Source organism: Rhizobium album, from assembly GCF_003122325.1.
Classification (GTDB): domain Bacteria; phylum Pseudomonadota; class Alphaproteobacteria; order Rhizobiales; family Rhizobiaceae; genus Metarhizobium; species Metarhizobium album.
The window spans coordinates 188,847-214,976 of record NZ_QFBC01000011.1 but is presented as its reverse complement, the minus strand read 5'-3'; the positions used below and the strand labels follow the sequence as shown (position 1 = coordinate 214,976).

Here is a 26,130-nt window from a genome sequence, read left to right as displayed (position 1 = left end):
GCGGCCCGAAACGGCGGAACCATCGCGGCACACCCTCTTCGGTGCTGCGGCCGCGCAGGGCAAGCAGGGTGGCATCCGGCGCCGTCCGCCGCGCCAGCGGCAGCAGGCTCATCTCGTTGCCACCGGAACCATGGAAAAGAAACACCGTGGTGCCATCGGTCTCCGGCGGCACGAAAAACCGATGGATGAACGGCAGGTCGCGATAGATGATCCGCGGCTCACCCGGCAGCGAAAATTGCGGCAGCACCGCCTCAAGATCGGCAGTCTGTTCGGCCGTGCCCGGCGGCACGAACAAACGCGTGCCGAGATTTTCCGCCGTTTCATCCACCGTCATGCCCGGCGGATCGGTGGCCAGTTCGTAAAGCGCGCCGCCCGGCTCGCGGACGTAGAGCGAATAGAAATACTTGCGGTCGTGGACGTTCATGACCGCGTCCCCAAGCTTCGTCTGCACGGCTTCCACTTCCGCCTTGTCACGGGAGCGGAAGGCGACATGGTCGAAGGTGCCGCTTCCCGGCGCGCCGGGCCAAAAACCCTGGGCATCACGAATATCGACCGCATCGCCGGATTCGGACAGCATGCGCGTGATCGCCCCGGCCTGCACGTCGCGGCGATAATCGAAATTCCCTTCGAGGAAGGCAGCGGTTTCACCGGGCAGTTCCGTCAACAGCGTAACGCCGCGGATGCCACGGACGGCATCGCGCGGCGCGATCGACGCGCCCGCCCATGTCGGTGCCTCCGGAAAACCGGCAACACCCGTCAGCTTGACGATCACGCCGTCCGGGTCCTTCAACCGGATCGTCGGCTCGCCCAGTTCGGCCGCCGGCCCCTCCGGGGAAAGGCCGAAAGTCAGGGCTCGCGTCAGCCAGAAGCCGATGCTTTCCGGATCGATCGCCAGCGCCATCTCGCTGATCTGTCCATGCCCCGCCCGTCCCGGCGAACCGTCTTCCCAGACCAGAAAGGTAATCAGCGAGCCGGGAGATCCGGCACCATCACCATAGATCAGGTGCAATTGCGACGAATCCTCGAAGCCGGCTGTGCGCTTGACCAGGCGCAAACCCAGAAAACCGACATAAAAGTCGACATTCGCCTGAACTTTCCGTGTGATCAGCGTGAGGTGATGAATTCCCGAAACCATGCCATTCCTTTCCACCACCCGCGGCGGTTTTCGTTCCCGATCTGTCGGCCTTCGACGTGGAGCCACCGGCCGCCGCGTTTACGACCGAACTTGCACCACCGCAGCGGCGAACAAAATCCCTTTTCGATTTCGTTGGAGTCACGAGGGCAGCAAAACCCGCGCCACCCCGGAACAAAAATTTTGAGAAAACGTTAAAACTCAGAATTTTCAGTTTTCGGAGGAGCAGGTCCATGACGAACGATTATTGGCAGCCGGTCGCACTCATGCTTGTTGCGGCCTCGTGTTATTTCATGATCATTCCGTTGTGAGGTGGGCGATGTTCCTGCTCCTCTCCGCCACGCTCTATCTAGCCATATCGCTGGCGGTCATCGTCGCCATAGACCGTATCGTCGCCTATCTCTACCGGGCTCCATCCAAACCATTGTCCGGAGCATTGCGTCCGCTGAAGCTCGGAAAGACCGTGATTGGCCGCACCACCCTTTAGCCAAGCCGACCTTGCATCGACCGCGGGCTTCCATGAAGCCCGCCAAAGAATGTCGCTTTAAATATAATATATAAGCCCCCCTGAAAATGTGTTTTGAAAAACCATGGCTTACGGCGCCTGGATCGAAGGCTATGAAATGAAACACAAGATGATATATGAAACCCGGCGGTACATTTATCGGGGATTAGAGGGGAGCAGCGTGTCGGAACTCGAGCGCATCGATCATGAAAACCTATCAGCCAAGGCGTACCGGGAACTGCGTTCGGCATTGCTGGACGGGCGCTTCACTCCGGGCCAGAGGCTGCGGATATCGGCGCTCGCCGGCCTGCTCGGCACAAGCATAACCCCTGTCCGGGAGGCCATCTTCCGGCTGGTGAGCGAGGGCGCCCTCGAAATCAAGGCTGCAACTGCGATCCATGTGCCGAGCAACAGCGCCAAGCGGCTGGAGGAGGCGATGACCATCCGTCTGCACCTGGAGGGCGAGGCGGCGGCAGCGGCGGCGACCAAAATTTCCCGGCGGCAATATCTGGAACTCTGCGCCCTCCAGGAGGATTTCATCGAAGCGGCGGCGCAATCGCCGGAACAGGCCGGCGTGCTGAACCGCCAGTTTCATTTCCGCCTGCTCGAAATCAGCGACATGCCGATGACCACCTCGATCGTCGAAAACCTATGGGTCACCAGCGGCCCGTTCATGCGGCTTTTTCACACCCGCGTGCCGGTACGCGATCTCGCCAGCCGCGACCACAAGCATTTCAACCTGCTCGCCGCCCTCGACAAACGCGATCCCGAAGCCGCCCGCAAAGCGATCCAGGCCGACCTCAAATGGGGCGGCGCGCTGATGATCAAGTGGGCGAAAGAAATGGAAAGTGCCGCTCCGGTAATACCGGAAGCGGATCGCGACAACGATTGATTGCCCTCAGATCGTCTTCAGCACGTCGCCCAGCGCCTCCACCAGCATGTCGGCATTTTCGCGGGAGAAGACCAGCGGCGGGCGGATTTTCAGGATATTGGCGTTCGGGCCGGTAGCGCTGATCAGGATGCGGCGCTCGCGCAGGCCGTTGACGATGCGTGTCGTCAGCGTCGAATCCGGACGTTTGGCGGCGGCATCGGCAACGATTTCCACACCGATGAACAGGCCGGAGCCGCGGACGTCGCCGATGGCCGGATAGGTGTCCGACAAGGTCTTCAGGCCCTCCATCAGGTAACGGCCGACCTCCAGGGCATTGTGCTGCAGGCCTTCGATACGGATCGTGTCGAGCACCGCCTTGCCGGCGGCAGCGGCAATCGGATTGCCGCCGAAGGTGTTGAAATAGCGGGCGCGGGGGCCGAAATCGGCGATCACCTCGGGCCGCAGCACGATGCCGGCCATCGGGTAGCCGTTGCCCATCGGCTTGCCGATCGTCACCATGTCCGGCGCCACGCCATGGCGCTCGAATCCCCACATCGCTTCGCCGGTACGGCCAAAACCCGGCTGCACCTCGTCGGCGACGAACAGGCCGCCCGCCTCGTGGATCGCATCGACCGCCGGCTTCAGGAAACCCTTCGGCCCGGCGAAGATGCCGTCGCTCGAAAAGATCGTGTCGGTAATCAGCATTGCCGGCTTGATGCCGTGGCGCCTCAGGTCGGCAATCGCCGCCCGCACGTCGCGGCCGAATTTCTCCCTCATCTCCCCGGGCGAGAAACGATAGCTGTCGGGAGCGGCAACGGTGCGCACATGCGGCCCGAGCGTCACGGACTCGCCGAGCGAGGGTGAAAACTCCGCCACGGCATTGGTCAGGCCGTGATAAGCGAGATCGGTGGCAATGATGCCGGTGCCGCCGGTGACGAAACGGGCAATGCGAACTGCAAGGTCGTTGGCCTCGCTGCCGGTGCAGGTGAACATCGCCTGGCTCAGCGCTTCCGGGAAGGTCGCCGTCAGCGTCTCGGCATAATCGACGATGCCTTCGTGCAGGTAACGCGTATGGGTGTTGAGGACCGCCGTCTGCCTGGTGATCGCCTCGACGACGCGCGGATGGCAATGGCCGAGCGAAGCGACGTTGTTGTAGGCGTCGAGGTATTTTTCCCCCTTGGCGTCGTAGAGGAACACACCTTCGCCGCGCACCAGGTGCAGCGGCTTTTCGTAAAACAGCCGATAGGCCGGGCCGAGCACCTTTTCACGCCGGGCGATCAGCGCCTTTTCGGCCTCGTCCAGCCACTCGAAATCTTCGCGCGAGAATGCATTCACCATCGACATGTTTCAGGCTCCCGAAAGGTTGGGGACGAGCCGCTTCAATCCTGCGACGTCCAGTCCGGCTATGTTCTGCAAGCCCCGCGAGGCGGCGGCGTGATTGCGCATGATGTAGTCCCGGTTCTCCGGGAACCGTCCCGAACGCCATTCGGCGATGATCATCGACATCGCCAGCCGCGCGCGCGCGAGCAGGGGAAGCAGTTCGACCTCCGCCGGCTCGAGTGTCCGCGCCGACAGGAAACCATCGATAAAAGCGCCGGCGCGAGCGGCCCAGTTGTCCGTCGACAGATGGTAGGAAAGGCCGACGGCAAGGTCGTTGATCAGCGGCGCATGCACCATGTCGCCGAAATCGATGATGCCGACCACATCGACGGGAGCGGCCGGATCCAGCAGGATGTTGTGCGGATTGAAGTCGTTGTGGATGATCTGGCGGCGGGTGAGGTCACGGATGGCCGGCAGCGCCCGCTCGTATTCGGCCAGCACGGATTCCGGCTGTGCCCGACGGTCCGGTGCGACACAGCCCACGAAGGCGGCGAGATCCATCATGTGGGAAATGTCCCACATCAGCTTGCCGGCGGGCGGGCGGCCCCGGTAATTCTCAAGCCCCAGGCCGAGTTCGGCCAGCGCACGGCCGACATTGCGGCTCTGCGCCTCGGAGGCGGGCGTGCGGTACAACAATTCGCCGCGCAAGAATGTCAGCAGGCGCATGATGCGCGGACCGTCCGCGGTCGCCAATGTATGGCTCGACGTTCCGCCGCATGTCGGCACGATCCGCGGCACCGGCACCGCGGGGGCAGCCGCCGCCAGATGCAGGAGCGCACCATCCTGGAATTCCAGCGCAGCCGGCTCCTCGGCCGGGTTGGCGATCTTGAGGATGAATTCCGTTCCGTCGTCGCGAACAAACAGGAAGGTTTCGTCCCGTTCGCTGGAGAGCCGCTTGACGGTGCCGGTCAGGCCGTAAACGTCGGATACCGCGGCCTCGGCACCAGGAATCGATGTCTCGCTCCAGGAAGCCGACATGGCATCCTTCTTCTGCTCGGCGGGCGATCCCTCCGTCATGGTTTCTCCATTGTCCGCCGTTCCCGGCATTGCAACTGTGCACGCTTCGTTTCCCGTCGCTTTCGGTGAAAGCCGCCGGGTGACGACAGGCTCTACTTGAAACATGCCAAAAAAGATGCATCAAGTATCTTATTATCCGATTTTCAAGGTCAGTTCCATGCCTGAATTTGCAACACTGGATCATGAAAGCCTCAGCAGCGCTGTCTACGGCGCGCTGTGCGACGCGTTGATCCAAGGGCGATTCCAGCCCGGAGACCGGCTCAAGATCCGCGATCTTGCCGAACAGTTCGGCACGAGCGTGACGCCGATCCGCGATGCCATCCTGCGGCTCGCCAACGAGGAAGCGATCACTTTTCGCTCGCCGCGCGATATTCGTATTCCCAGCATGAGCGAAAGTCGTTATCGCGAAATCCGGGCCATCCGCGTCAAGCTGGAGGGGCTGGCGGCGGAAACGGCAGCCCAGGTGGCGACAAGCGCAGATATCGACTGTCTCGAGCAGATCTTGCGCGACAATGAACGGGCGATCGCCGATGGCGACCGGCTGAAGGGCACGCAACTCAATCAGGCCTTCCATTTCATGTTGCCTGAGATCGCCGGGCTTCCGGTGCTCAACGGCATCCTGCGACGCCTGTGGCTGCAGATGGGACCGCTGATTTCCGATGCCTATATTCCGGGCGGCCGGGCGATGATCGATCATCACTACCCCGTCATCGAGGCGCTGAAGCGGCACGATTCCGCTGCCGCCTGCATGGCGATCGTCGACGATATCCTGCTCGGCGGCAAGCCGATCCTCGAACGGATCGAACGCGAGGAAAGATTGCAGATGATGAGGGTCTGACACGTCGGGAATCAGGAGGCTTGCTTTCCTCCCTCGACGGATTACGATGTATCAAGCATCAACGGAGACGCCCGCATGACCGAAGAACGCCCCTACATGTTGCTGACGGGCGCCAGCCGCGGCATCGGCCATGCAACGGTCAAGCTGTTCCAGTCGAAAGGCTGGCGCATACTCACCGTGTCGCGCCAAGCCTTTTCCGAGGAATGCGCCTGGCCTTCCGCCCGCGAGAGCCACATCCAGGCCGACCTTGCCGACCTGACGCAGATCGACCGCCTCGCCGCGACCGTACGCGAACGCCTGCCGAACGGCAAGCTGCACGCCCTCGTCAACAATGCCGGCATTTCGCCGAAAGGGCCGGACAGGAGCCGCCTCGGCGTCGCCGGCACGGATGCCGACGTCTGGACGCAGGTGCTCAACGTCAACCTGATTTCGACCGCCCTGATCGCCCGCGCCCTCCTGCCGGAACTGGAGGCGGCGAAAGGCTCGATCGTCAACGTCACCTCCATCGCCGGTTCGCGCGTCCATCCCTTCGCGGGGGTTGCCTATGCTGCTTCCAAGGCAGCGCTGGCGGCGCTGACACGCGAGATGGCGCATGAATTCGGCCGCCGCGGCATCCGGGCGAATGCCATTGCGCCGGGTGAAATCGAAACCTCGATCCTGTCGCCGGGAACTGACGAACTAGTGGCTGCAGAAGTGCCGATGGGAAGGCTGGGTGAACCGCGCGAAGTCGCGGAGACCATCTATTTCCTCTGCTCCGGGCAGTCCTCCTACATCAACGGCGCCGAAATCCACATCAACGGAGGACAACACGTCTGATACCGGCCGACGGGAGGGCCAAGGCATACGCAAAGAATCCCGTTGACCCGCAATGACCAGGGTGCATCATTCGGTTGACCGTCGCTCAGGGGAAAGAGCGAGGCGACCGGAAGGCTGCAGCAACCGGCAAGGCATGGCAGGATCATGCACGACGGCGCCAGCGGCCCGCAGGAGATCGTCACGGGGCCGGCGATCGAAACCGGCTCTTCTACAAACCAAGAAAAGGGGAGTGCAATGAAAACTATCGTAAAATCAGGTATTCTGGCGGCGGCTGCCGTCGTTCTTTCCGCCGGGCTCGTCGCGCCGGTGCTGGCGCGTGACCTGACGGTCGTCTCCTGGGGCGGCAACTACCAGGATGCGCAGCGCAAGATCTATTTCGAACCCTTCGCCGCCAAGTCCGGCAAGCCGGTGCTCGACGAAGCGTGGGACGGCGGCATCGGCGTCATCCAGGCGAAGGTCAAGGCCGGCGCGCCGAACTGGGATGCGGTGCAGGTCGAGGCGGAAGAACTGGCGCTCGGCTGTGCCGACGGCCTCTACGAAAAGATCGACTGGGACAAGATGGGCGGCAAGGACAAGTTCCTGCCGTCGGCGGTCAATGACTGTGGCGTCGGCGCCATCGTCTGGTCGACGGCCATCGCTTACGACGGCGACAAGCTGAAGGAAGGCCCGACATCCTGGGCGGACTTCTGGAATGTCGAAAAATTCCCCGGCAAGCGTTCGCTGCGCAAAGGCCCGAAATATACGCTCGAATTCGCCCTGCTGGCCGACGGCGTTTCCAAGGACGAAATTTATGACATTCTCGGCACGGAAGAAGGCGTCGCCCGCGCTTTCAAGAAGCTCGACGAACTGAAGCCGAACATCGTCTGGTGGGAATCGGGCGCCCAGCCGCTGCAGCTTCTCGCCTCCGGCGAAGTGGCGATGACCTCGGCCTATAACGGCCGCATCACCGGCATCAACCGTTCCGAAGGCAAGAACTTCAAAGTCGTGTTCCCCGGCAGCATCTATGCCGTCGACAGCTGGGTCGTGCTGAAAGACGCCGAAAACAAGGACGCGGCGCAGGATTTCATCGCCTTCGCCAGCCTGCCGGAAAACCAGGCGAAACTGCCGGAATTCGTGGCATACGGCCTGCCGAACACCGAAGCGGCTGCGAAGGTTCCGGCCGATTTTGCCAAGGACCTGCCGACCGATCCCGCCAACATGACGGACTCGATCTCGCTGAACGTCGACTTCTGGATCGACAACGCCGAAACGCTGACGCAGCGCTTCAACGCCTGGCTCGCCCAGTAAAGACGTCCGTGGTGGAAGGCGCCGACCGGCGCCTTTCCCGCATGGCTGGGCGCGCTTCGTGGCCGTGGCGCGTCCTTCGCCCGTAGAGCATTTCCGCTTTTCTCCGAATCGCGAAAACACTCTATCCTTTTGTCTCTACGCAATTCCGGACGCAAATCGCTGCGCGTTTTGCTGGAGTTGCTCTGGCGATGGAGCATTCCGTGGCGGAATTCATCCGGTTTGACCGCATTACCAAATTCTACGGCCCGCTCTGCGTGGTCGAAAACCTCGATCTCGGCATAGAGAAGGGCGAGTTCGTCAGCCTGCTTGGCCCTTCGGGCTCAGGCAAGACAACGCTTCTGATGATGCTGGCAGGTTTCGAGCAGCCGACCTCGGGAAACATTCTTCTCGATGGAACGGCGATCAACGACGTGCCGACGCACAAGCGCGACATGGGCGTCGTCTTCCAGAGTTATGCGCTGTTTCCGCATATGTCGGTCGGCGAAAACGTCGCCTTTCCGCTGCAGATGCGCGGTCTCGGCAAGGCGGACATCGCCGGGCGCGTCGCGCGGGCGCTGGACATGGTGCAGCTTTCGGCTCTGGTCGACCGCCGGCCGTCGCAGCTTTCCGGCGGCCAGCAGCAGCGCGTGGCGCTGTCGCGCGCCCTGGTCTTCGAGCCGCGCGTCGTGCTGATGGACGAGCCGCTCGGCGCGCTGGACAAGCAGCTGCGCGAGCAGATGCAGCTCGACATTCGCGACCTGCATCGCCGCCTCGGCCTGACGATCGTCTTCGTCACCCACGACCAGTCGGAAGCCCTGACGATGTCCGACCGTGTCGCCGTGTTCAACAAGGGCAGGATCGAGCAGATCGGCACGCCGCGCCAGGTCTACGACGAACCAGCGACCCGCTTCGTCGCCGAATTCATCGGTGAGACCAACCTCGTCGAAGGCGTCGTCGATGCGGTGCAGGGGCAGGAGGCCAATGTCCGGCTGGTCTCCGGCGACAGCATCGTCTCGGCGGTCTCCGGCACGGTGACGCCGGGGCAGACGGTCTTCCTGTCCATCCGCCCGGAACGCGTCGATCTCAGCGAGATCCGCGGTGACGCCCGCAACTGCCTGGAAACGGAAGTCACGGACTCCGTCTACCAGGGCGACCATTTGCGCGTGCAGCTGCAAAATGCCGCCCATCCGCTGATCGCCAAGCTCAGCCGCCGCTCGCGCGAATTCCCGCCGGGCACCAAGGTCTTCGCCGGCTTTTCGGCGGGCGATTGCCGGGTCATCGCGCCATGACCGCCGGACGATCGAAAACCGGGCGATCTCTTTTGCTGCTTTTGCCGCTCTTGTTGTTCCTGGTCGGCTTCTTCGTGTGGCCGCTGTTCAGCATGATGTCGCAGTCGATCTCCGACACCGCCGTGCTGCGCCTTCTGCCGCGCAGCACCGAAGTGCTCGCAGGCTGGGATCGCCAGTCGCCGCCGACGCCGGAGATGCAGGCGGCGTTGATGGAAGACCTGAAGGCCGTCGACGACGACCAGGCGCTCGGCGACATGGTGCGCCGCCTCAACAGCGCCCGTTCGGGTTTCCGCACGCTGATGGGCAAGACGACGACCGCGCTCGGCGATACGACAAACCCGCCCGCCGACCTCGTCTCCATCGACACGCGCTGGGAGAAACCGGAATTCTGGCTCGCCATCGCCGATGCGCTATCGCCGCTCACCGACCGCAACCTGCTTGCCGCCGTCGATCTCGGCCGCAATGCCGCCGGCGAGATCGAACATCTGCCTGCCGACAAGTCGGTCAACCGCGTCATCCTGGTGCGCACCTTCTGGATCGCCGCGCTCGTCACCTTCGCCTGCGCCTGCATCGGTTTTCCCTACGCGATGATTGCAGCCTCGCTTTCCGGCTGGAAGCGCGACCTGATGCTGGGTGCCGTCCTGCTGCCGCTCTGGACCTCGCTTCTTGTTCGTACCGCTGCCTGGTTCATCCTGCTGCAGGAAAGGGGGCTGATCAACGAACTGCTGCAAACGATCGGCCTGATCGACAGTCCGCTGCCGCTGATCTTCAACCGCACCGGCGTCATCATCGCCATGACCCATGTGCTGCTGCCCTTCATGGTGCTGCCGATCTATTCGGTGCTGCTCACCATCCCGAAGAACCTGATGCCGGCCGCCGCCTCGCTCGGCGCCCACCCGCTGCGGGCCTTCCTGCGCGTGCTTCTGCCGCTCAGCCTGCGCGGTGTCGCCTCCGGCAGCCTGCTCGTGTTCATTTCGGCCATCGGCTACTACATCACGCCGGCGCTGATCGGCGGGCCGGGCGACCAGATGATCAGCTCGATCATCGCCTTCTACGCCACCGGCTCGGCCAACTGGGGCATGGCCGGCGCCCTCGGCGTCGTGCTGCTCGTCGCAACATTGCTGCTCTACAGCGTCTATGCTCGGCTGTCCGCCGAAGAACCGGGGAGACGCTAGGCCATGCCGATGAAGTTGACGAAATTCGCCTTCGCCTCGCTGACGATCCTGTTCCTGATCGCGCCGCTGATCGCCATCCTGCCGCTCGCCTTCACCTCGAGCGTCATCCTCACCTATCCGATCCCTTCCTGGTCCCTGCGCTGGTTCGAGGAGCTGTTCACGGCGGATGCCTGGCGGCGGGCGATCGTCAACAGCCTGATCATCGGCAGCGGCACGACGCTGCTCGCCACCGTGCTCGGCACCGCGGCGTCGCTGGGCCTGCGCAACAGGGCGCTGTTTTTCCGTGGCAGCATCCGCACGCTGTACCTGCTGCCCATGGTTGTGCCCGCCGTCGTCCTCGGCGTCGGCATGCAGGTGCTGCTGGCCGGTTTCGGGCTGACCAACAGTTATGCCGGCGTGATCATCGCCCATACCGTCGTGGCGGTGCCCTTCGTGGTGGTCAGCGTCACCGGTGCGCTGGCCGGCATCGACGAACGGGTGGAGCTGGCGGCCGAAAGCCTCGGCGCGTCGCCGCTGACGGTGTTCCGCCGGGTAACCCTGCCGCTCGCCTTGCCGGGTGTACTCTCCGGCGCCGTGCTCGCCTTCGCCACATCGCTCGACGAGGTGGTGCTGACGCTGTTTGTCGCCGGCCCCAACCAGCGCACCCTGGCGCGGCAGATGTTCTCCAGCATCCGCGAAAACATCAGCCCGGCAATTGCGGCAGCAGCCTTCCTCTTCATCGCCGCGACCGTCCTGATCGGCATCGTCGTCGTGCTCTCCCGGTCGATGCTGGCAAAACAACGGTAGCTCTTCTTGCACCCGCAATCGCCTGTGGGTGCAAACCATCAGACGCTGCTGAGCAGCAGGCTCGTCTCGCTGTTGGACACGCCGTCGATCATCCGCACCTCGCGCAGCACCCGGTCGAAATCCGACAGGCTTGCGGCGCGGATATTGGCGACCAGGTCCCAGTTGCCGTTGGTGGTATGCAGCGACGAGATTTCCGGAATGCCCCTGAGCTTGCGGATGACCTGCGTGGTGGATTTGCCGATGACCTCGATCATCATCACCGCGTGCACTGCCCGGTCGTCATAATCCTCCCGGACCCGCACCGTGAACCCCAGCAGCGTTCCCGTCTCGATCAAACGGTCGAGACGGTTCTGGACCGTGCCGCGGGCGACGCCGACCGCTTCGCATAATTTCGACAAAGAAGCCCGGCCGTCGGCCCGCAGATGGGCGATGATGCGGCGATCGAGATCGTCGGGAATATATTTGGCAACGGTCATGGCGCCCTGTAAATTTTGATCGCTATAGCTATAAGATTTGACCAGTTTCCTGTTCAGATCAACCCATTCTTGTCATTTCGGCTAACATCACCGCTTGTTATCCTGCCATCTTCGCGAGCAAGGAGGTACCAGTGATCGCGCCGTCCGAAAAAGCCCTTATTCCTTTCGTCAGCGTCGAGAACATGATGCGGCTCGTGCACCACATCGGCATAGAAAAGGTGCTGGTGGAACTGACAGACGCGGTGGAAGAGGATTTCCGCCGCTGGGAAATGTTCGACAAGACCCCGCGGATCGCCTCGCATTCCCGCGAGGGCGTCATCGAGCTGATGCCGACCTCCGACGGCGAGATCTACGGCTTCAAATACGTCAACGGCCACCCGAAGAACATGGCGGACGGGCTGCAGACCGTCACCGCCTTCGGCCTGCTCGCCACGGTTTCGACCGGATATCCGGTGTTGTTGACGGAAATGACGTTGCTGACGGCACTGCGCACCGCCGCCACATCCGCCATGGCCGCCCGGCATCTTGCGCCCAGGAACGTCCGCAGCATGGCGATGATCGGCAACGGCGCCCAGGCCGAATTCCAGGCACTGGCCATGAAGGCCGTGCTCGGCATCCAGGAGGTGCGCCTCTACGACATCGACGCCAAGGCAACGGCCAAGACCGCCAGGAACCTCGCCAATAGCGGCCTGACGGTGACGAGTTGCACCTCGTCGCAGGCGGCAATCGAGGGGGCGGGAATCATCACCACCTGCACCGCAGACAAGCAATACGCCACCATCCTGACCGACAACATGGTCGGCGGCGGCGTGCACATCAATGCCATCGGCGGCGATTGCCCCGGCAAGACGGAATTGCATCGCGACATCCTGCTGAGGGCGGATACCTTTGTCGAATATCCGCCGCAAACACGCATCGAAGGCGAAATCCAGCAGATGGACGCCGACTATCCCGTCACCGAACTCTGGCGCGTCATCCGGGGCGAAGCGCAGGGCCGCCGCGACGACCGGCAGATCACGCTGTTCGACAGCGTCGGCTTTGCCGTCGAGGATTTTTCGGCGCTGCGCTACGTGCGCGAAAAGCTGAAGGGCACGGATTTTTACCAGGAAATCGATATCATCGCCGATCCCGACGATCCGCGCGACCTCTTCGGCATGCTGCAGCGCGCGAAAGACTGAATTACCGGCAGCCGGTCGGCGGCGCTTACGCCGCCGCCAGCTGCTGCTCCTTCAGGAATTGCGAGATGCGCTTCAGGCCTTCCCGCAGGATAGGCTCGCCGTTGGTGTAGCCGATGCGCAGGTAGCCTTCCATGTCCATGGCGCTGCCGGGCGTCAGCATCACGCCCGTGCGTTCCAGCAGGCCGATGCAGAAAGCTTCCGACGACATCGGCAGGTCGTATTTCAACAGTGCCGTCGTGCCGGATTTCGGCTTGATCCAGGAGATCAACGGCTCGCCATCCACCCATTCTGAGAGAATGGCGAGGTTCGTGCGGCTGATGGCGTGGCTGCGCGCCAGAATCTTGTCGCGGTTTTCAAGCGCGATCGACGCGAAATGATCGTCCAGCATGCCGACGCTGATGGTGTTGTAGTCACGATGGATCGAAACGGCGCGCAGAATCTCGACGGGCGCGACGATCCATCCCAGCCGCAGGCCCGCCAGCGAATAGGTCTTCGACATGCTGCCGGTGCTGATGCCCTTCTCATAGAGATCGGCGATGGAGGCCGTCATGCCGTCGCCGTCCTGATCCATGCCGCGATAGACCTCGTCGCACAGCACCCAGGCGCCGCAGGCCCTGGCAATCTCGACGATGGCTTCGAGATAGGCCTTGTCCATCAGCGAGCCGGTCGGGTTGTTCGGATTGTTGATGGCGATCAGCTTCGTGCCCGGCGTCGCCAGCCGCTTCAACGCGTCGAGATCCGGCAGGAAGCCGGTCTTTTCGGTGAGCTTGAGGATCTGCACGTCGGCCCCGAAGCTTTCGGGGATCGAATAATGCTGCTGGTAGGTCGGCAGAACCGAAATGACCCGGTCGCCCGGCTCGACCAGCGTTTCGTGCACCAGCGCATTGGCACCGATGGCGCCATGGGTGATGACGACGTTTTCCATGGCCTGCCGCTCGTAAAGCCCGGCCACCAGATTGCGCAGCCGCTCGCTTCCTTCGATGGCGCCATAGGTGAGTTTCAGCGGCAAGAGCTCGGAGAGGATGGTGTCTGTCTTGCCGGCCATGTCGAGCAGGTCTTCGACGGTGAGGGACTCGACACAGGTCTCCGCCAGATTCCACTCGCACGTCGTCTCGTAGCGGTTCATCCAGATCTCGACGCCGAAATCGCGAATCTTCATGTGCTGGTCCTACCCGGTTTTGAAGCGCCCGCGGTTGCCAAGTCGGTTGAAAGCGGGCGATGATCGGTCTACACGATCGATATGAGCAATATATTGCGCAGTCAAGTCCGAAGCGATGTTCTCGCCCATGTTTCCGGCAACCTCAAGCGGCTGCGCCTCGACGCCGGGCTGAGCCAGACGGCGCTTGCCAGGGCCTCGGGCATCAGCCGGCGGATGATCGTGGCCGTCGAGGGCGGCGACGCCAATATCAGCCTTTCCAGCCTCGACAAGCTGGCTTCGGCCATCGGCGTCGGTTTCGTCGATCTGGTGCGCGATCCCGAACGCGGATCGCATGCCGCCATCCAGCAGGTGACCTGGCGCGGCGAACGGCCGGAAAGCCAGGCGCTGCTGCTCGCCTCCACGCCCGCGTCCTCGGAAGTGCAGATGTGGGCCTGGACGCTCGGCCCGGGCGACCGCTACGACGCGGAGCCCGATCCCGAAGGGTGGCAAGAAATGCTGTTCGTCACCGGCGGCGTCCTGACGCTCGAACTCTCCGGGGTCAGCAGGGATTTTCCGGCCGGGACGTTCACGGTCTTCAACTCCTCCCAGCCCTATGCCTATCTCAATCTGCGGGACGATATCCTGACGTTCCTGCGCAATGTCGTGTCGTGACGACGCTACGACGAGGAAAGGGCGCGACATCTCACGCGCCATCGACGATGTACGCACTATAGAAACGTCGATCGAATTGATAAAAAGCAAATTTAATACAGCCATCAGGCCGGAAGATATTTAAAATTTTACTATTATTTAACAGGAGTTCTCCAATCTGGGAAGAATGGGACAATGCTGGCGACGGCCGAAAAGGCTGAAACCGATTGTCTGTCTTGAATAGGGATGGGCGAGCCAGGCGATCTTTGACCCTTGTGTTCGCTTGGGGGGAGCCATACGCATGCTGTTCAAATCCACGACAGGCCGCAATATTTTTTCCGTCGCAGCTTGTGGCCTGGTCGCCACCATCGCGGCATCGGCCATTCTTTTCAACACCGCTTACGAAGATATCAGCGCCTCCAGCCTGGAGCGCATCCGGCAGATCGCCAAAGCGGAAGCGATGGGCTCCGAAAACAAGATCGCCGCAGCCCTCGGCGTCGTCAACACCATGGAAAGCGTGCTGTCGACGATGAAGGATACCAATGATGCAAGCCGCGCCAAGGGCGACGCGATCCTGCAGAACATGCTGGCCGACAACCCGGCACTGCTGGCGGTCTGGACCGGGTGGGAGCCGAACGCATTCGACGGCGCCGACAAGGATTTCGTCGGCAAGGAGGGCCATGACACGACCGGCCGTTACGTTCCGTACTGGGTGCGGAATGGCGAAACGATCTCCCATACGGCCCTGACGGACTACGCGACCGCCGGCCCGGGCGATTATTATCAACTGCCGTTCACGCAGAAGAAGACCTTCGTCATAGAACCCTATCCTTACGCCATCGGCGGCAAGGACGTGCTGATCACCTCGATCTCCAAGCCGATCATCGTCGACGGCAAGCCCGTCGGCGTGGCAGGTATCGACCTGTCGCTCGATGCCGCCAACAAGGCGATCTCGGCGATCCATCCGATGGAAACGGGCTTCATGAGCCTGATCACCGGTTCCGGCGGGATCATCAGCCATCCGGCAGCCGAACTCGTCGGCAAGAATATCCGCGATGGCGGCGCACAGACCGCCGGTTGGGACAAGCTGATCGCTTCGCCCGACGTCGAGCAGGAAATCATCGGCCCCGATGGAAAGACCTATTTTGCGGTCGCCTCTGCGGTCCGACTGACGCCCGACAGCAACTGGTATGCGATCGTCATCGTTCCCAAGGCGACAGTCTTCGCGCAGCTCAACAACATGATACGCGATGCGATCCTGACGACCGCCATCGCCGCCCTGCTGCTCAGCCTGGCCGGCTGGCTCATCGCCCGCAAGTTCATCCGCCGCATCACCAATGTCATCGACGAGACCGGCCAGATCGCCAGCGGCCAGCTGAACGTCGTGCTGAAGGACGAAAAGGCCAAGGACGAGATCGGCGATCTTTCCCGCTCGCTCGGCATCCTGCTCGAAAGCAACCGCGAGAAGGTTCGCCTGGAGGCCGCCGCCGAAGCCAGCCGCACGGAACAGGAGCGCGAGCGCGCCGAGCGCGCCCGGATCTCCAGCGCCCAGGAGGCGGACGTGAAATTCGCCGTCACCGAACTGGCGGCGGGCCTGGCAAAACTCTCCGACGGCGACATGACGGTTCGTCTCGACCAGCCGTTCACGGAAGCGCTGGATCAGACCCGCAGCAACTTCAACACCTCGGTGGAAAAGCTGCGGGCCGCGATGATCTCCTTCTCGGATAATGCTTCGGTCATCCTCTCGGGCTCGGAAGAGATCCGTTCGGCCGCCGACGATCTGGCGCGCCGTACCGAACAGCAGGCCGCCTCCGTCGAGGAAACGGCCGCCGCACTGGAAGAAATCACCACCTCTGTCAAGGATTCGACGCTGCGCGCCGAAGAAGCCGGCAATCTGGTCGGGCGCGCCAAGGAAAGCGCCGAACGCTCCGGCAAGATCGTTCGCAATGCCGTCGAAGCGATGAACGGCATCGAGCAATCCTCGCAGTCGATCTCCAACATTATCGGCGTCATCGACGAAATCGCCTTCCAGACCAACCTTCTGGCACTGAACGCCGGCGTCGAAGCCGCCCGCGCCGGCGAGGCTGGCAAGGGTTTTGCGGTCGTCGCTCAGGAAGTCCGCGAACTGGCGCAACGCTCGGCCACCGCGGCCAAGGAGATCAAGGCGCTCATCAGCTCGTCCGGCGAGCAGGTCAGGCACGGCGTGAGCCTGGTCGGCCAGACCGGCGAGGCGCTGCAGGTTATCGTGCAAGAGGTGCAGCAGATCAACAGCAACGTCCAGGCCATCGTGCAGTCGGCCCGCGAGCAATCGACCGGCCTCCAGGAAATCAACACCGCCGTCAACCAGATGGACCAGGCAACGCAGAAGAATGCCGCCATGGTCGAGGAATCGAACGCCGCGTCGCATACGCTGGTCACGGAGGTCTCATCGCTCTCCAACCGGCTGGGACAGTTCAATCTCGGCACCCAGCAATCGCGAGGCGCCGCGTTCTCGACCCCGCAGAGCCGCCCGAAGGCCCAGCCGGTGCCGCAACGGGCGGCCCAGCCGGTCGCCAGTGCGTCCGCGACAACCCGTCCCGTCGCCTCGCCGGCGCGCGCGCTTGCCGGAAAACTCGCCACCGCCTTCCACGGCAATGCCGCCGCCACCCAGCCGGCCGGCGGCGACTGGGAGGAATTTTAACCCCCCCTTCACCCGCGTTCGAGCCCCGGGGCTCGAACGCGGGGTAACATTCCGATCTTCCGACGGTGCCGAAGAAATTTGCATCCGCCGCATCGGGAAGATAGGATAAGGGCAGTGGAACGGTGTTTCGTGAAACCGCCGCGAAGCCGACGAACGCAACCGCAAGCACCTGCGGAAAAGCTCGCCTGACCGACCCGCCACCCGGCGGGTTTTTTATGTCTGCCTCGACATCTGGGGAATGCGCATGTCCTTTTATACGTGCCTCGTGGTCATGGCGGGAGGCGCCCTCGGCACTCTCGGCCGCTATGCCGTTTCCGTCGCCGCCGCGCCCATCAGCCGCGACCTTCCCTGGGGAACGATCATCATCAATGTCACGGGATCGTTTCTCATCGGCCTGTTCGGCACGCTGACGCTGGCGACGGGACGTTTTCCCGCATCGGAAAACCTGCGCCTCTTCGTAATGATCGGCATTTGTGGAGGTTACACGACCTTCTCGTCGTTCAGCCTGCAGACGCTCGACCTCATGCGCAACGGCGCGGCGCTGCGCGCCGGCATCAACATTGCCGCTTCCGTCGCACTCTGCGTGGCGGCCGTCGCCTTCGGTCACGTGATCGCAACCTACCTCAACGGCCCCGCCGCCCCGCCGGCCATCGACGACAAGGCCTGAGCGATCAGGCCATGCCCTCGATGCGGTCGATGGCCGTAACGATGGCAGCCGCATCCACCGGCAGCGCCAGATTGGCAAGATGCGGCGCGGTCATCGTCCAGCGGGCGATGTCCTGGATTTCGTCGGCGGTGGCATCTTTCATGCCGAGGCCTGCCAGCGTGCGCGGCATGGAAATCCCGTCGTAAAAATCCATGATGTCGCGGATATAGTCGTCGGAGCGATTTTCGGCGGCGAGTTGCACCAGCAGGCCCCAGGCGACATGTTCGCCATGGATGGCATTCTTGGCGTCGCGCGCCTTGACCAATCCGCGCGTCAGCGAATGTGCCAAGGACAGCCCGCCATTCTCGAAACCAAGGCCGCTCATCAGCACGGTCGCCTCGACCGTCGCCTCGAGGGCGGGCGTCACCTCCTGGCGTTCGACGGAGGCCAATGCCTCGGCGCCGTATTCGCGGATGGTGCGGTAGCAGGCATCGGCAACGGTGATCGCCGTGATCAGCGGCCTTGTGCCGAAGGGGGTGATGCCGGTGCCGGCAAAACATCCGTCGGCTTCGAATTTCTTGGAGATGGCATCGCCGATGCCGGCGCGCAGGAAACGCACCGGTGCCGTGGCGATCAGCTTCGTATCGACGATGACGGCTTCGGGGCTGCGGTCCAGCCGGTCGACCGAGATCATCACGTGGTGATCGTCATACATGGCGATCGAGGCGCTGGTCGGGCTGTCGTTCGAGGCGATCGTCGGCACGGTGATGACATCGATGCCGATCTGTTTTGCCAGTCCCTTCGCCGCATCCAGCGACTTGCCGCCGCCGATGCCGATCGCCACACCGGGCGAAACGCCGTTCAACGACGCGTTCAGGGCCTCGATGGCCGGATATGTGATTTCGCCTTCGAAGGCGCGGACGACCGGCTGCAACCCGGCGGCCTCCAGAATGGCCTCGATGCGGGCGCCGATACGGTCGAGAATGAAGGCATCGGCGACGACCACCGGCGTTTTGCCGAAAGGTGCTGCGGCCTTGCCCAGATGGTCCAGCGCATCGGGACCCTGGATGTAGCGATGCGGCCCGCCATAGATCCTCAGAGCGGCATTGGCAGTCATCGCGTGATCCTTTCAGCGTAATCGGCGCCGAGGCCGATCTTGTCGTAATGCCGCCGCGCTGCGGCCAGCTTGGTGAAGACGTCTTCGTAACCGAGGGCGGCGCCATCCGGATCGACGTAGACATAGCCGCCGGTGACATGGAACAGGGTGATCATCTCCGGCACATCGTCCGGCACCACCAGCGTATGGGTCTCGCCCGGCGGCTCGAAAGCGTAGCTCATCGGCAAGGCTTCCCACGCGTGTTCGAGATAACGCCAGCGGCCACGCAGGGTGAAGGCGTGAACGGGGCCGGCATGGCGGTGGCGGGAGAGAACGCCGGAATTTCTCACCCGCAGGAGATTGAGATAATAGCCCTGGCTGACACAGAGAACGAGCGGCTTGAACCAAACGCCATCCGCCTGCGGCACCCACAGATGCTCGTCGGCATCAAGGTCCAGCGCGTCCGGCATGAAGACGTCGGTGAGCATGCCGAAAGGCTGGGGCTGGCGATAGGCCACCTTGCTGGCGTCCTGGCGGGCTTGCAAAACATTCGTCTCGGCGACGGTCGACATGGTTTCTCCTCCTCGCGCCGCGGGCTCTCCCGACCCGCAATCGCCTCCTGCCGCCGCCGGCATGGCGACGGCACTGTTCGACGCAGCCTCTATCGGCCTTCGACGATGGCGCGGACGAAACGCGGCGTATCGACGCCATACTTGGCCTCGAGATATTCCTGCGAGCCGCATTCGAAGAAGCTGTCTTCCAGGCCGATCTTGATCAGCGGCTTGGCGATGCCGGCGTCATAGAGGGTTTCTATCACCAGCGAGGTCAGGCCGCCGCTGGTTTTGTGGTTCTCTGCGACGACCAATCGGTCGAAACGGCTGGCAAACTCCAGCACGGTTTTCGCATCGAACGGCTTGATCGTCGGCACGTGCAGCACACCGGCATCCTTGCCGTTTTCCTGCGCCTGGGCCGCCGCATCGAGGGCGCGGGCCGACATGTAGCCGGTGGAGATGATGCCGACATCGCGACCGGGCCTCAGGACCTTCGCCTTGCCCACCTCGAACACATAGTCCGGCCCGAGTTCGACCGGCACCTTGCCGCGCAGATTGCGGACATAGACGGTGCCCGGAATATCGGCACAGGCGCGCACCACCTGCTTGAGTTCGGTCGCATCGCAGGGATCGATGATGGTGAGATCGGCGATGCCGCGCATCATGTTCAGGTCTTCGGTCGCCTGGTGGGTGGCGCCGTAGCCGTTCACCAGGCCCGGCATCCCTGCGAAAATCTTGACGTTCGCCATCGAATGGGCGCAGGCAAGTGCCACGAAATCATAGGCGCGGCGGGTGATGAACACCGAATAGGTGGTGCAATAGGCAATCTTGCCGGTCTTTGCCATGCCGGCGGCGATCATGATGAGGTTCTGCTCGGCCATGCCGACATTGAAGAAGCGATCCGGATGCGCATCGCGAAATGGCAGGATGTCGCTGTAGCGCCCCATATCCGCCGTCAGGCCGACGATGTCAGACCGCTCGGAGGCGAGCTCGGCCAGCGTGCGGCCGAAAGGAGCGATCTCGGTCACCTTGCCGGCGATATCGATCAGTTCGCCCATGCCGCGGGTGCGGCCGGGCATGGTGCCGGTCTGGATCTCAGCCATTTTCTCTCTCCAGTTCCTCGATGAGCGCGGTCCATTCGCTGTTGTCGATGCGGACGAAATGGGCGCGGTCGCGAGCCATGATGGTGGGAATGCCGAAGCCGGGGGTGGTGCGCATGACGATTGCCTTGGGTTTGCCGTTCTTCTCGCGCGATGCGGCGAGCGCCCGCGTCAGGGCGGCGATGTCGTTGCCGTTGACCTCCAGCGTCTCCCAGCCGAAGGCGGTCATCTTGTCGGCGACGGGATCGATCCTCACGGTGACCGGCCCATCCGCCTGGATGCCGTTGCAATCGATGAGCGCGACGAGGTTGTCGCATTTGAAGGTGGCGCCGCCCATGGCGGCCTCCCAGGTCGATCCTTCCTGCAGCTCGCCATCGGAAAACTCGCAGAAGACACGCGCGGAGGACCCGTCGAGCTTCAGCGCCATGGCCATGCCGACGGCCTGGCCGAGCCCGTGGCCCAGCGATCCACCGACCATCTCGACACCGGGCGTTTCGTCGAACGTGCTCATCGGCAGGCGCGAACCGTTCAGGCCGTAGGTCGGCAGTTCGTCCGCAGAAAGGACGCCGGCTTCGGCCAGAACCGCATACATGGCGATGGAATAATGGCCGGTGGACAGCACGAAACGGTCACGCTCCCGCCAACCGACGTTTTGCGGGTCGTAGCGCATTTCGTGGAAATACAGGGTGGCCAGGCAATCGGCCATGCCGAGGCCCTGGGCGATGTAGCCTTCGCCCTTGCCGCTTGCCATCATCATCATCTTGCGGCGCAGGTTGAGCGCGCGTGTTTTCAGCGCAAAAAGATCCACCTCCGAAGGCGGATGGTTCAGGACGGTCATGGTCGTTTCCTCTTGACGATGAGCGGAAGTTGACGGTTCAGAGGGCAAGGCCTGGGCGCGACCATTGCATCGAAACCAGCCGGCCGGTGCCCGACAGCGTGACGAACGCCGTCGTCATGTCGGCACCGCCGAAACACAGATTGGTGGTGTAGGGATCAGGCGTGCGGATGCGCTCGACCTCCTCGCCCTGCGGCGACACGACGACGATGCCGCCGAGGCGCAGCGTGGCGATGGCGATGTTGCCGTTTGCCTCCACCGCCAACGAATCGTAGCGCTGGAAACCGGCAAGGCCGGCCGCGAGGTCGCCGCCGGTCGGCGAGGGCCAGTCGGGCCTGGCGAACTCTCCCGGTGCCTCGATCCGCCACGACCACAGCCGGCCGGACGAGGTTTCGGCGACGTAGAGGGTGCGATGATCCGGCGACAGGCCGATGCCGTTCGGCCCGACCAGCGGATAGGCGACTTCCTTGATAAAACTACCGTCCGCCTTGGCGTAATAGACCGCGCCAAAATCGACGCTACGGCCCTGGCGATGGCCATGGTCGGTGAAATAGAAACCGCCGTGCCGGTCGAAGACGATGTCGTTCGGCGCCGAAAGCGCAATGCCGCCGCAGCGATTGTAGAGCGTCTCGACTGCGCCGGTTTGCGGATCGACGCGCTGGATGCTGCCGCCGCTGTTATCCGGCGCTTTGCCCACCGGGCGCCATTGACCGTTCGACCGGTCCCAGGTGAAGCCGCCGTTGTTGCAGACATAGAGATGCCCGTCCGGCCCGAGCGCCAGGCCGTTCGGCCCGCCGCCGACCGTGGCGAGCGTCGCCTTGGCGCCGTCAGCGGTGATCCGCGTCAGCGTGCCGGCGCCGATTTCGGCGACAATGATGCTTTCGTCAGGCATGAGGACCGGGCCTTCGGGAAAGGCGAGGCCGTCGGTGATTTCGATGAAGGGTTTCACTCCGCGGCTCCCTTGGCTGAGGCAGCGTCAACTCCCAAGGCGGCGGCAAGTGCGGCCGGGCTGTCGACGATCACATCCGGTGCGTGGGTTTCCAGGATCGTGCGATCGTAGAAACCGTAGGTGACGGCTATGGCCGGCATGCCGGCGGCGCGGGCGGCGAGAATATCCTGCGGCCCGTCGCCGACATAGGCGGCATCCTCAACTTTACCGTTCGCACGGCTGAGCCCGAGCAGGATCGGCGCCGGGTGCGGCTTGCGCTCGACGGTGTCCTCCGCGGTGACGATGGTGGTAAAAGTTTCCGGAGGAATGCCGGCAACGCCGAGGTCGATCAGAGTGCGTTCCAGCCCCTTGTTGGTGACGACGCTGACCTGGCGTCCGGCATCGACCAGTTCCAGGATCATGTCGCGGATACCGGCAAACACTTTTACCAGCGCCGTGCATTGCGGATAGGTGTCGCGGTAGGCGGCGTGCAGTTCCTCCACCCGATCCGGCGCCACCACCGCAAACACCTCCGCCGGGCGCATGGCGAACAGATCGGCAACGGGAAAATCCTTCGGCGGAAAGGCGCTGTCCAGCTTGTTGCGGAAAACCCGCGTGTAGCACTCCACCACGGCGGCGCGCGTATCCACCAGCGTGCCGTCGAGATCGAAGAGGATATGGTGTCTGGTCGTCAGCGTCATGGCGCATCCTTTTTGGGCTGAGAGCGCTCCACGAGTTGAGCACGAAGTTTCCAGAGCGGAGCGAGATCGCCGCCAAGATCGCGAAACAGCGGATAGGCCTTGGCGTAACGCTCAGTGAGGCATGGGTCGGGTTTGACGGTATCGACGATGCGCACCATGGCACGCGCCGCCTCCGGCAGCGTCCGGTAGAAACCGGCGGCATGCGCGGCGAGCAGGGCGACACCGAGCGCGCCCGTCTCCTCTGCTTCCGGCACGGAGAGCGGCCTGTTCATCGCCGCGGCGCAGATTTCCCGCCACAAGGCCGAACGGGCGCCGCCGCCGGTGATGCAGATCGTCTCGACCGGGGCATCGAGCGCGCCGTAACAATCGATCATCGAGAAGGCGACGCCTTCCATCACCGCGCGCACCATTGCGGCCGGCGTCGTCGCCAGGTCGAGGCCGAAGATCGAGCCGCGGGCCAGCGGTTCGTAACGCGGCGCCGACATGCCGGACGTATTGAAGTAAGGATGGATCATCAGGCCGTTGCTGAGCACCGGCACGGCCCGCGCCTCGCTTTCGACGCGGGCGAAGTCGATCTCCGAGGTGCCATAGGCCTTGGCACCGTAGGCCTGCAGGATCCAGTCGAGGCATAACGAACCGCCGCCGGTGTTGGACATCAGCCGCTGCCAGCGGCCATCCGGCATCAGGAACAGGAAACCGACGCCTGCCGGTTCGAGGAGCGGCTCGTCGACCGTCAGGTTGTTCATGAAGCTGGTGCCGATGACCGTCACCGCCTGCCCGGCCTCCAGCGCGCCGACGCCGATGGCCGCCGCCACCGCATCGCCGGCGCCGGTGACCACGAGCGTGCCCTCGGCAAGCCCGGTTTCAGCCGCCGCCTGCGCCGTCACCCGGCCGACGGTTTCGCCGATCTGCAGCACCGGCGCCAGTTTTTCCTGCATCTCCGGAATGCCGGCGATGGCGAACAGTTCGGCGGAGGGCCGGCGGTTGCGGATATCGCAGGGGAAAAGCGAGAGATCGGACTCATCGGTGGCGATCACGCCGGTCAACCGATAGTTGACGTAGTCCTTGGCGAGAAAGACCGTGCGGATGCGTCCATAGAAAGCCGGATCGTTGTCCTTCAGCCAGGAAAGCAGCACCAGCGACAGGCCGGGGATCGGTGCATTGCCGGAGATGGCGAACAGACGGTCGACCTTGCCCTCTTCCTTCCAGCGCTCCAGCATGCCGGCGGCGCGCGCATCCGGCCAGGCGATGGCAGGCCCCGCCGGCTGCCCGTGTTCATCCAGGGCCCACAGGCCGCCCATATGGCCGCTGACGCCAACGGCGGCGACATCCCGAGCATCGATGCCGGCATTGGCGATTGCCTCGCGGATCGAGGCGGCGACACCGTCATAGGTGCCGTTCATATCCTCTTCGTGCCAGTCGGGATTGGGCCGAAAACTTTTCGTCGCACGACGTGCAGTCGCCAGCACCCGGCCGTCCCGCGCGTCGAAAACCGCAGCCTTTGTCGTCGTCGTTCCCTTGTCGATGCCGATGACGTAGCTCATGCGGCCACCTTTGCCGGCTTCAGGGCGGCGCGTTGCTGCGAATAACGCCGATAGACATCACGGGTCTGGCGATAAAGTTCGAACCAGCCGTCATATTCGGCCGCAGCACCGGGGTCCGGCTCGTAACGGGCAGCAACACGTGCGGTCGCCACCGCAGCCGTTTCTATATCCGGCCAGATACCGGCGGCAACGCCGGCGAGCAGGGCGACTCCCAGCGCACCGGATTCCTCCGCAGCGGCAATCTCTATCGGCAGGCCGCAGACATCGGCAAACATCTGCGCCCAGAAGGCGCTCTTGCCGCCGCCGCCCGTCAGGACCAGCGATGTCGGCTGCACGCTCATCGCCGCAAAACAATCCCGCGTCGCGAAACACAGGGCTTCGTAGACAGCCCGCAACAGGTGGTCGTAGCTCGTATGGCTACCGACGCCGAAGAAGCTGCCGCGCGCCAGCGGATCGTAGAAGGGGGCCAGGACGCCGGCACCGTTGACATAAGGAATGAATATGGCACCACCCGCTCCACGCGGTACGGCTTTCGCCTTTGCCTCCAACGCGGCGAAGTCCGGGCTGCCCTGAGGTGTCAGCGGTGCGCCAAAACGGTCGAGGAACCAGTCGAAGGAGATGGCGCCCGAGGTGTTGGGCAGGATGCGGACATAGCGGTCGAGCGGCATGGCGAACAGGAAGCCGAGCCCTTCCGGCGCCCGTTCCGGCCGGTCCATGACCAGGCTGTTGAGGCAACTGGTGCCGAGCACCGTCAAGGCGGAGCCGGGCCGGATAGCGCCGACGCCGAGTGCATTGGCGGAGGCGTCGCCGAGGCCGGTGACCACAGGCGTCCCGGCGCGCAGCCCGGTGGCCGAGGCCGCTTCCGGCGTCACCTCGCCGGCGACATCGCCCGAAGGCCGGATCTCCGGCATCTTGTCGAACCAGTCACCTGCACCGCAAATGTCGAGCACCCGCTTCGAATGTTTGCGCGCATCGATATCGCCAGGCACAAAAGAAACGTCGGATGGATCGGTGGCCATCTGTCCCGTCAGGCACAGGCGCAGATAATCCTTGGCGCAGAGCACCGCCCTGGTGCGGGCAAGGCTGTCCGGCTCGTGTTTGCTCAGCCAGCCGAGCAGCACGGCAGTGATGCCGGGCATCAGGCCGTTGCCGGAGATGGCAAAGGCCTCCTTCATCAGGCCGGCCTCCTCGATTTTGAGCTGGTCGGCCTGCGCCCGCTCGTCCGGCCAGCAGATGGCGTTGCGGACGGGGGCTCCTTGCCCGTCCACCAACCAGGCACCGCCCATATGGCCGGCAATGCCGATTGCCGCGATATCGCCGCCGGAAATGCCGGCACTGGCCAAAGCCTCGCGGATCGTTTCGACGCAGAGCGACCAGGTGACGGTCGCATCCTCCTCATGCCAGCCGGGTTTCGGCTGCAGCACCTTGACCCGGCGCTGCGCAATGCCGACCGCCGTGCCCTTGTCGTCGAACACAACCGACTTGATGACGGAGGTGCCCTTGTCTATGCCGAGCAGATAAGCCATCCGTC

General features: G+C 63.5%; 25 protein-coding genes. 12 read left to right on the top strand and 13 right to left on the bottom strand.

All coding sequences use genetic code 11. The features are described 5' to 3' along the window. Positions 1–1,135, bottom strand: a 1,135-nt coding sequence (locus tag DEM27_RS21870) for a VOC family protein (RefSeq protein ID WP_109460366.1), incomplete at its 3' end; no start/stop codon positions are given. 316 nt (positions 1,136–1,451) lie between these two features. Here DEM27_RS21870 and DEM27_RS34095 point away from each other — a divergent pair. Together DEM27_RS34095 and DEM27_RS21865 are read left to right on the top strand one after the other, a co-directional pair. Further along, positions 1,452–1,619 carry a hypothetical protein gene (locus tag DEM27_RS34095; protein ID WP_165823525.1) on the top strand — a complete coding sequence of 56 codons (168 nt, stop codon included), beginning with the start codon at positions 1,452–1,454 and terminating at the stop codon, positions 1,617–1,619. 199 nt (positions 1,620–1,818) lie between these two features. Further along, a complete protein-coding gene (locus DEM27_RS21865) occupies positions 1,819–2,529 on the top strand; it encodes a GntR family transcriptional regulator (RefSeq protein ID WP_109460393.1) in 711 nt (236 codons plus the stop codon). 6 nt (positions 2,530–2,535) lie between these two features. On the opposite strand, the gene DEM27_RS21860 is transcribed toward DEM27_RS21865, so the two are convergent. Continuing rightward, complete coding sequence (locus DEM27_RS21860; protein WP_109460365.1) at positions 2,536–3,852, bottom strand: aspartate aminotransferase family protein; 1,317 nt, start codon at positions 3,850–3,852, stop codon at positions 2,536–2,538. Positions 3,853–3,855: 3 nt separating this feature from the next. Next, positions 3,856–4,905: a phosphotransferase gene (locus DEM27_RS21855; protein ID WP_109460364.1), complete on the bottom strand. Its 1,050-nt coding sequence runs from the start codon at positions 4,903–4,905 to the stop codon at positions 3,856–3,858. A gap of 157 nt (positions 4,906–5,062) precedes the next feature. Between DEM27_RS21855 and DEM27_RS21850 the strand changes: the two genes are divergently transcribed. From DEM27_RS21850 to DEM27_RS21825, 6 genes are all read left to right on the top strand, one after another. Continuing rightward, on the top strand, positions 5,063–5,743 hold the full coding sequence (locus DEM27_RS21850) for a GntR family transcriptional regulator (RefSeq protein WP_109460392.1): 681 nt from the start codon (positions 5,063–5,065) through the stop codon (positions 5,741–5,743). A 75-nt stretch (positions 5,744–5,818) separates the two neighbouring features. Then, positions 5,819–6,559 (top strand): SDR family NAD(P)-dependent oxidoreductase, encoded by a 741-nt coding sequence (locus DEM27_RS21845; protein ID WP_205908939.1) that lies wholly within the window; start codon positions 5,819–5,821, stop codon positions 6,557–6,559. Positions 6,560–6,793: 234 nt separating this feature from the next. Continuing rightward, positions 6,794–7,846: an ABC transporter substrate-binding protein gene (locus tag DEM27_RS21840; protein ID WP_109460390.1), complete on the top strand. Its 1,053-nt coding sequence runs from the start codon at positions 6,794–6,796 to the stop codon at positions 7,844–7,846. Positions 7,847–8,034: 188 nt separating this feature from the next. Beyond that, positions 8,035–9,114 carry an ABC transporter ATP-binding protein gene (locus DEM27_RS21835; protein ID WP_109460363.1) on the top strand — a complete coding sequence of 360 codons (1,080 nt, stop codon included), beginning with the start codon at positions 8,035–8,037 and terminating at the stop codon, positions 9,112–9,114. Then, positions 9,111–10,289 carry an ABC transporter permease gene (locus DEM27_RS21830; protein WP_109460362.1) on the top strand — a complete coding sequence of 393 codons (1,179 nt, stop codon included), beginning with the start codon at positions 9,111–9,113 and terminating at the stop codon, positions 10,287–10,289. The genes DEM27_RS21835 and DEM27_RS21830 overlap by 4 nt, the downstream gene beginning before the upstream one ends. 3 nt (positions 10,290–10,292) lie before the next feature. Next, entirely contained in the window at positions 10,293–11,075 is a 783-nt protein-coding gene (locus DEM27_RS21825) for an ABC transporter permease (RefSeq protein WP_109460361.1), read from the top strand. 38 nt (positions 11,076–11,113) lie between these two features. Here DEM27_RS21825 and DEM27_RS21820 read toward each other — a convergent pair whose 3' ends face one another. Continuing rightward, entirely contained in the window at positions 11,114–11,551 is a 438-nt protein-coding gene (locus DEM27_RS21820) for an Lrp/AsnC family transcriptional regulator (protein WP_109460360.1), read from the bottom strand. 131 nt (positions 11,552–11,682) lie between these two features. Here DEM27_RS21820 and DEM27_RS21815 point away from each other — a divergent pair, with 131 nt between their 5' ends. Next, complete coding sequence (locus tag DEM27_RS21815; RefSeq protein ID WP_474176024.1) at positions 11,683–12,729, top strand: ornithine cyclodeaminase; 1,047 nt, start codon at positions 11,683–11,685, stop codon at positions 12,727–12,729. 25 nt (positions 12,730–12,754) lie between these two features. Here DEM27_RS21815 and DEM27_RS21810 read toward each other — a convergent pair whose 3' ends face one another. After that, positions 12,755–13,888, bottom strand: a complete 1,134-nt coding sequence (locus DEM27_RS21810; RefSeq protein WP_109460358.1) for an aminotransferase — start codon at positions 13,886–13,888, stop codon at positions 12,755–12,757. 93 nt (positions 13,889–13,981) lie between these two features. On the opposite strand from DEM27_RS21810, the gene DEM27_RS21805 reads away from it, so the two are divergent. The 3 genes from DEM27_RS21805 to crcB all read left to right on the top strand — a co-directional run bounded on the left by DEM27_RS21805 (position 13,982) and on the right by crcB (position 17,865). Next, entirely contained in the window at positions 13,982–14,539 is a 558-nt protein-coding gene (locus tag DEM27_RS21805; RefSeq protein ID WP_245446010.1) for a helix-turn-helix domain-containing protein, read from the top strand. Positions 14,540–14,819: 280 nt separating this feature from the next. Beyond that, on the top strand, positions 14,820–17,198 hold the full coding sequence (locus DEM27_RS21800) for a methyl-accepting chemotaxis protein (RefSeq protein ID WP_109460356.1): 2,379 nt from the start codon (positions 14,820–14,822) through the stop codon (positions 17,196–17,198). 244 nt (positions 17,199–17,442) lie between these two features. After that, complete coding sequence (crcB, locus tag DEM27_RS21795) at positions 17,443–17,865, top strand: fluoride efflux transporter CrcB (RefSeq protein ID WP_109460389.1); 423 nt, start codon at positions 17,443–17,445, stop codon at positions 17,863–17,865. A 4-nt stretch (positions 17,866–17,869) separates the two neighbouring features. Here crcB and DEM27_RS21790 read toward each other — a convergent pair whose 3' ends face one another. From DEM27_RS21790 to DEM27_RS21755, 8 genes are all read right to left on the bottom strand, one after another. Beyond that, positions 17,870–18,961: a glycerol dehydrogenase gene (locus DEM27_RS21790; RefSeq protein WP_109460355.1), complete on the bottom strand. Its 1,092-nt coding sequence runs from the start codon at positions 18,959–18,961 to the stop codon at positions 17,870–17,872. Beyond that, entirely contained in the window at positions 18,958–19,512 is a 555-nt protein-coding gene (locus DEM27_RS21785) for a 2,4'-dihydroxyacetophenone dioxygenase family protein (RefSeq protein WP_245446008.1), read from the bottom strand. The genes DEM27_RS21790 and DEM27_RS21785 overlap by 4 nt, the downstream gene beginning before the upstream one ends. Positions 19,513–19,601: 89 nt before the next feature. Further along, positions 19,602–20,594, bottom strand: a complete 993-nt coding sequence (locus DEM27_RS21780; RefSeq protein WP_109460354.1) for a transketolase family protein — start codon at positions 20,592–20,594, stop codon at positions 19,602–19,604. Further along, positions 20,587–21,429 carry a transketolase gene (locus tag DEM27_RS21775; RefSeq protein WP_109460353.1) on the bottom strand — a complete coding sequence of 281 codons (843 nt, stop codon included), beginning with the start codon at positions 21,427–21,429 and terminating at the stop codon, positions 20,587–20,589. The genes DEM27_RS21780 and DEM27_RS21775 overlap by 8 nt, the downstream gene beginning before the upstream one ends. Positions 21,430–21,466: 37 nt before the next feature. Further along, positions 21,467–22,375: an SMP-30/gluconolactonase/LRE family protein gene (locus tag DEM27_RS21770; RefSeq protein ID WP_280954530.1), complete on the bottom strand. Its 909-nt coding sequence runs from the start codon at positions 22,373–22,375 to the stop codon at positions 21,467–21,469. After that, positions 22,372–23,055: an HAD family hydrolase gene (locus DEM27_RS21765; protein ID WP_109460352.1), complete on the bottom strand. Its 684-nt coding sequence runs from the start codon at positions 23,053–23,055 to the stop codon at positions 22,372–22,374. Before DEM27_RS21765 ends, DEM27_RS21770 begins: the two co-directional genes overlap by 4 nt. Next, complete coding sequence (locus tag DEM27_RS21760) at positions 23,052–24,599, bottom strand: FGGY-family carbohydrate kinase (RefSeq protein ID WP_109460351.1); 1,548 nt, start codon at positions 24,597–24,599, stop codon at positions 23,052–23,054. The genes DEM27_RS21765 and DEM27_RS21760 overlap by 4 nt, the downstream gene beginning before the upstream one ends. Then, positions 24,596–26,125: an FGGY-family carbohydrate kinase gene (locus tag DEM27_RS21755; protein WP_109460350.1), complete on the bottom strand. Its 1,530-nt coding sequence runs from the start codon at positions 26,123–26,125 to the stop codon at positions 24,596–24,598. Before DEM27_RS21755 ends, DEM27_RS21760 begins: the two co-directional genes overlap by 4 nt. Positions 26,126–26,130: the final 5 nt, after the last annotated feature.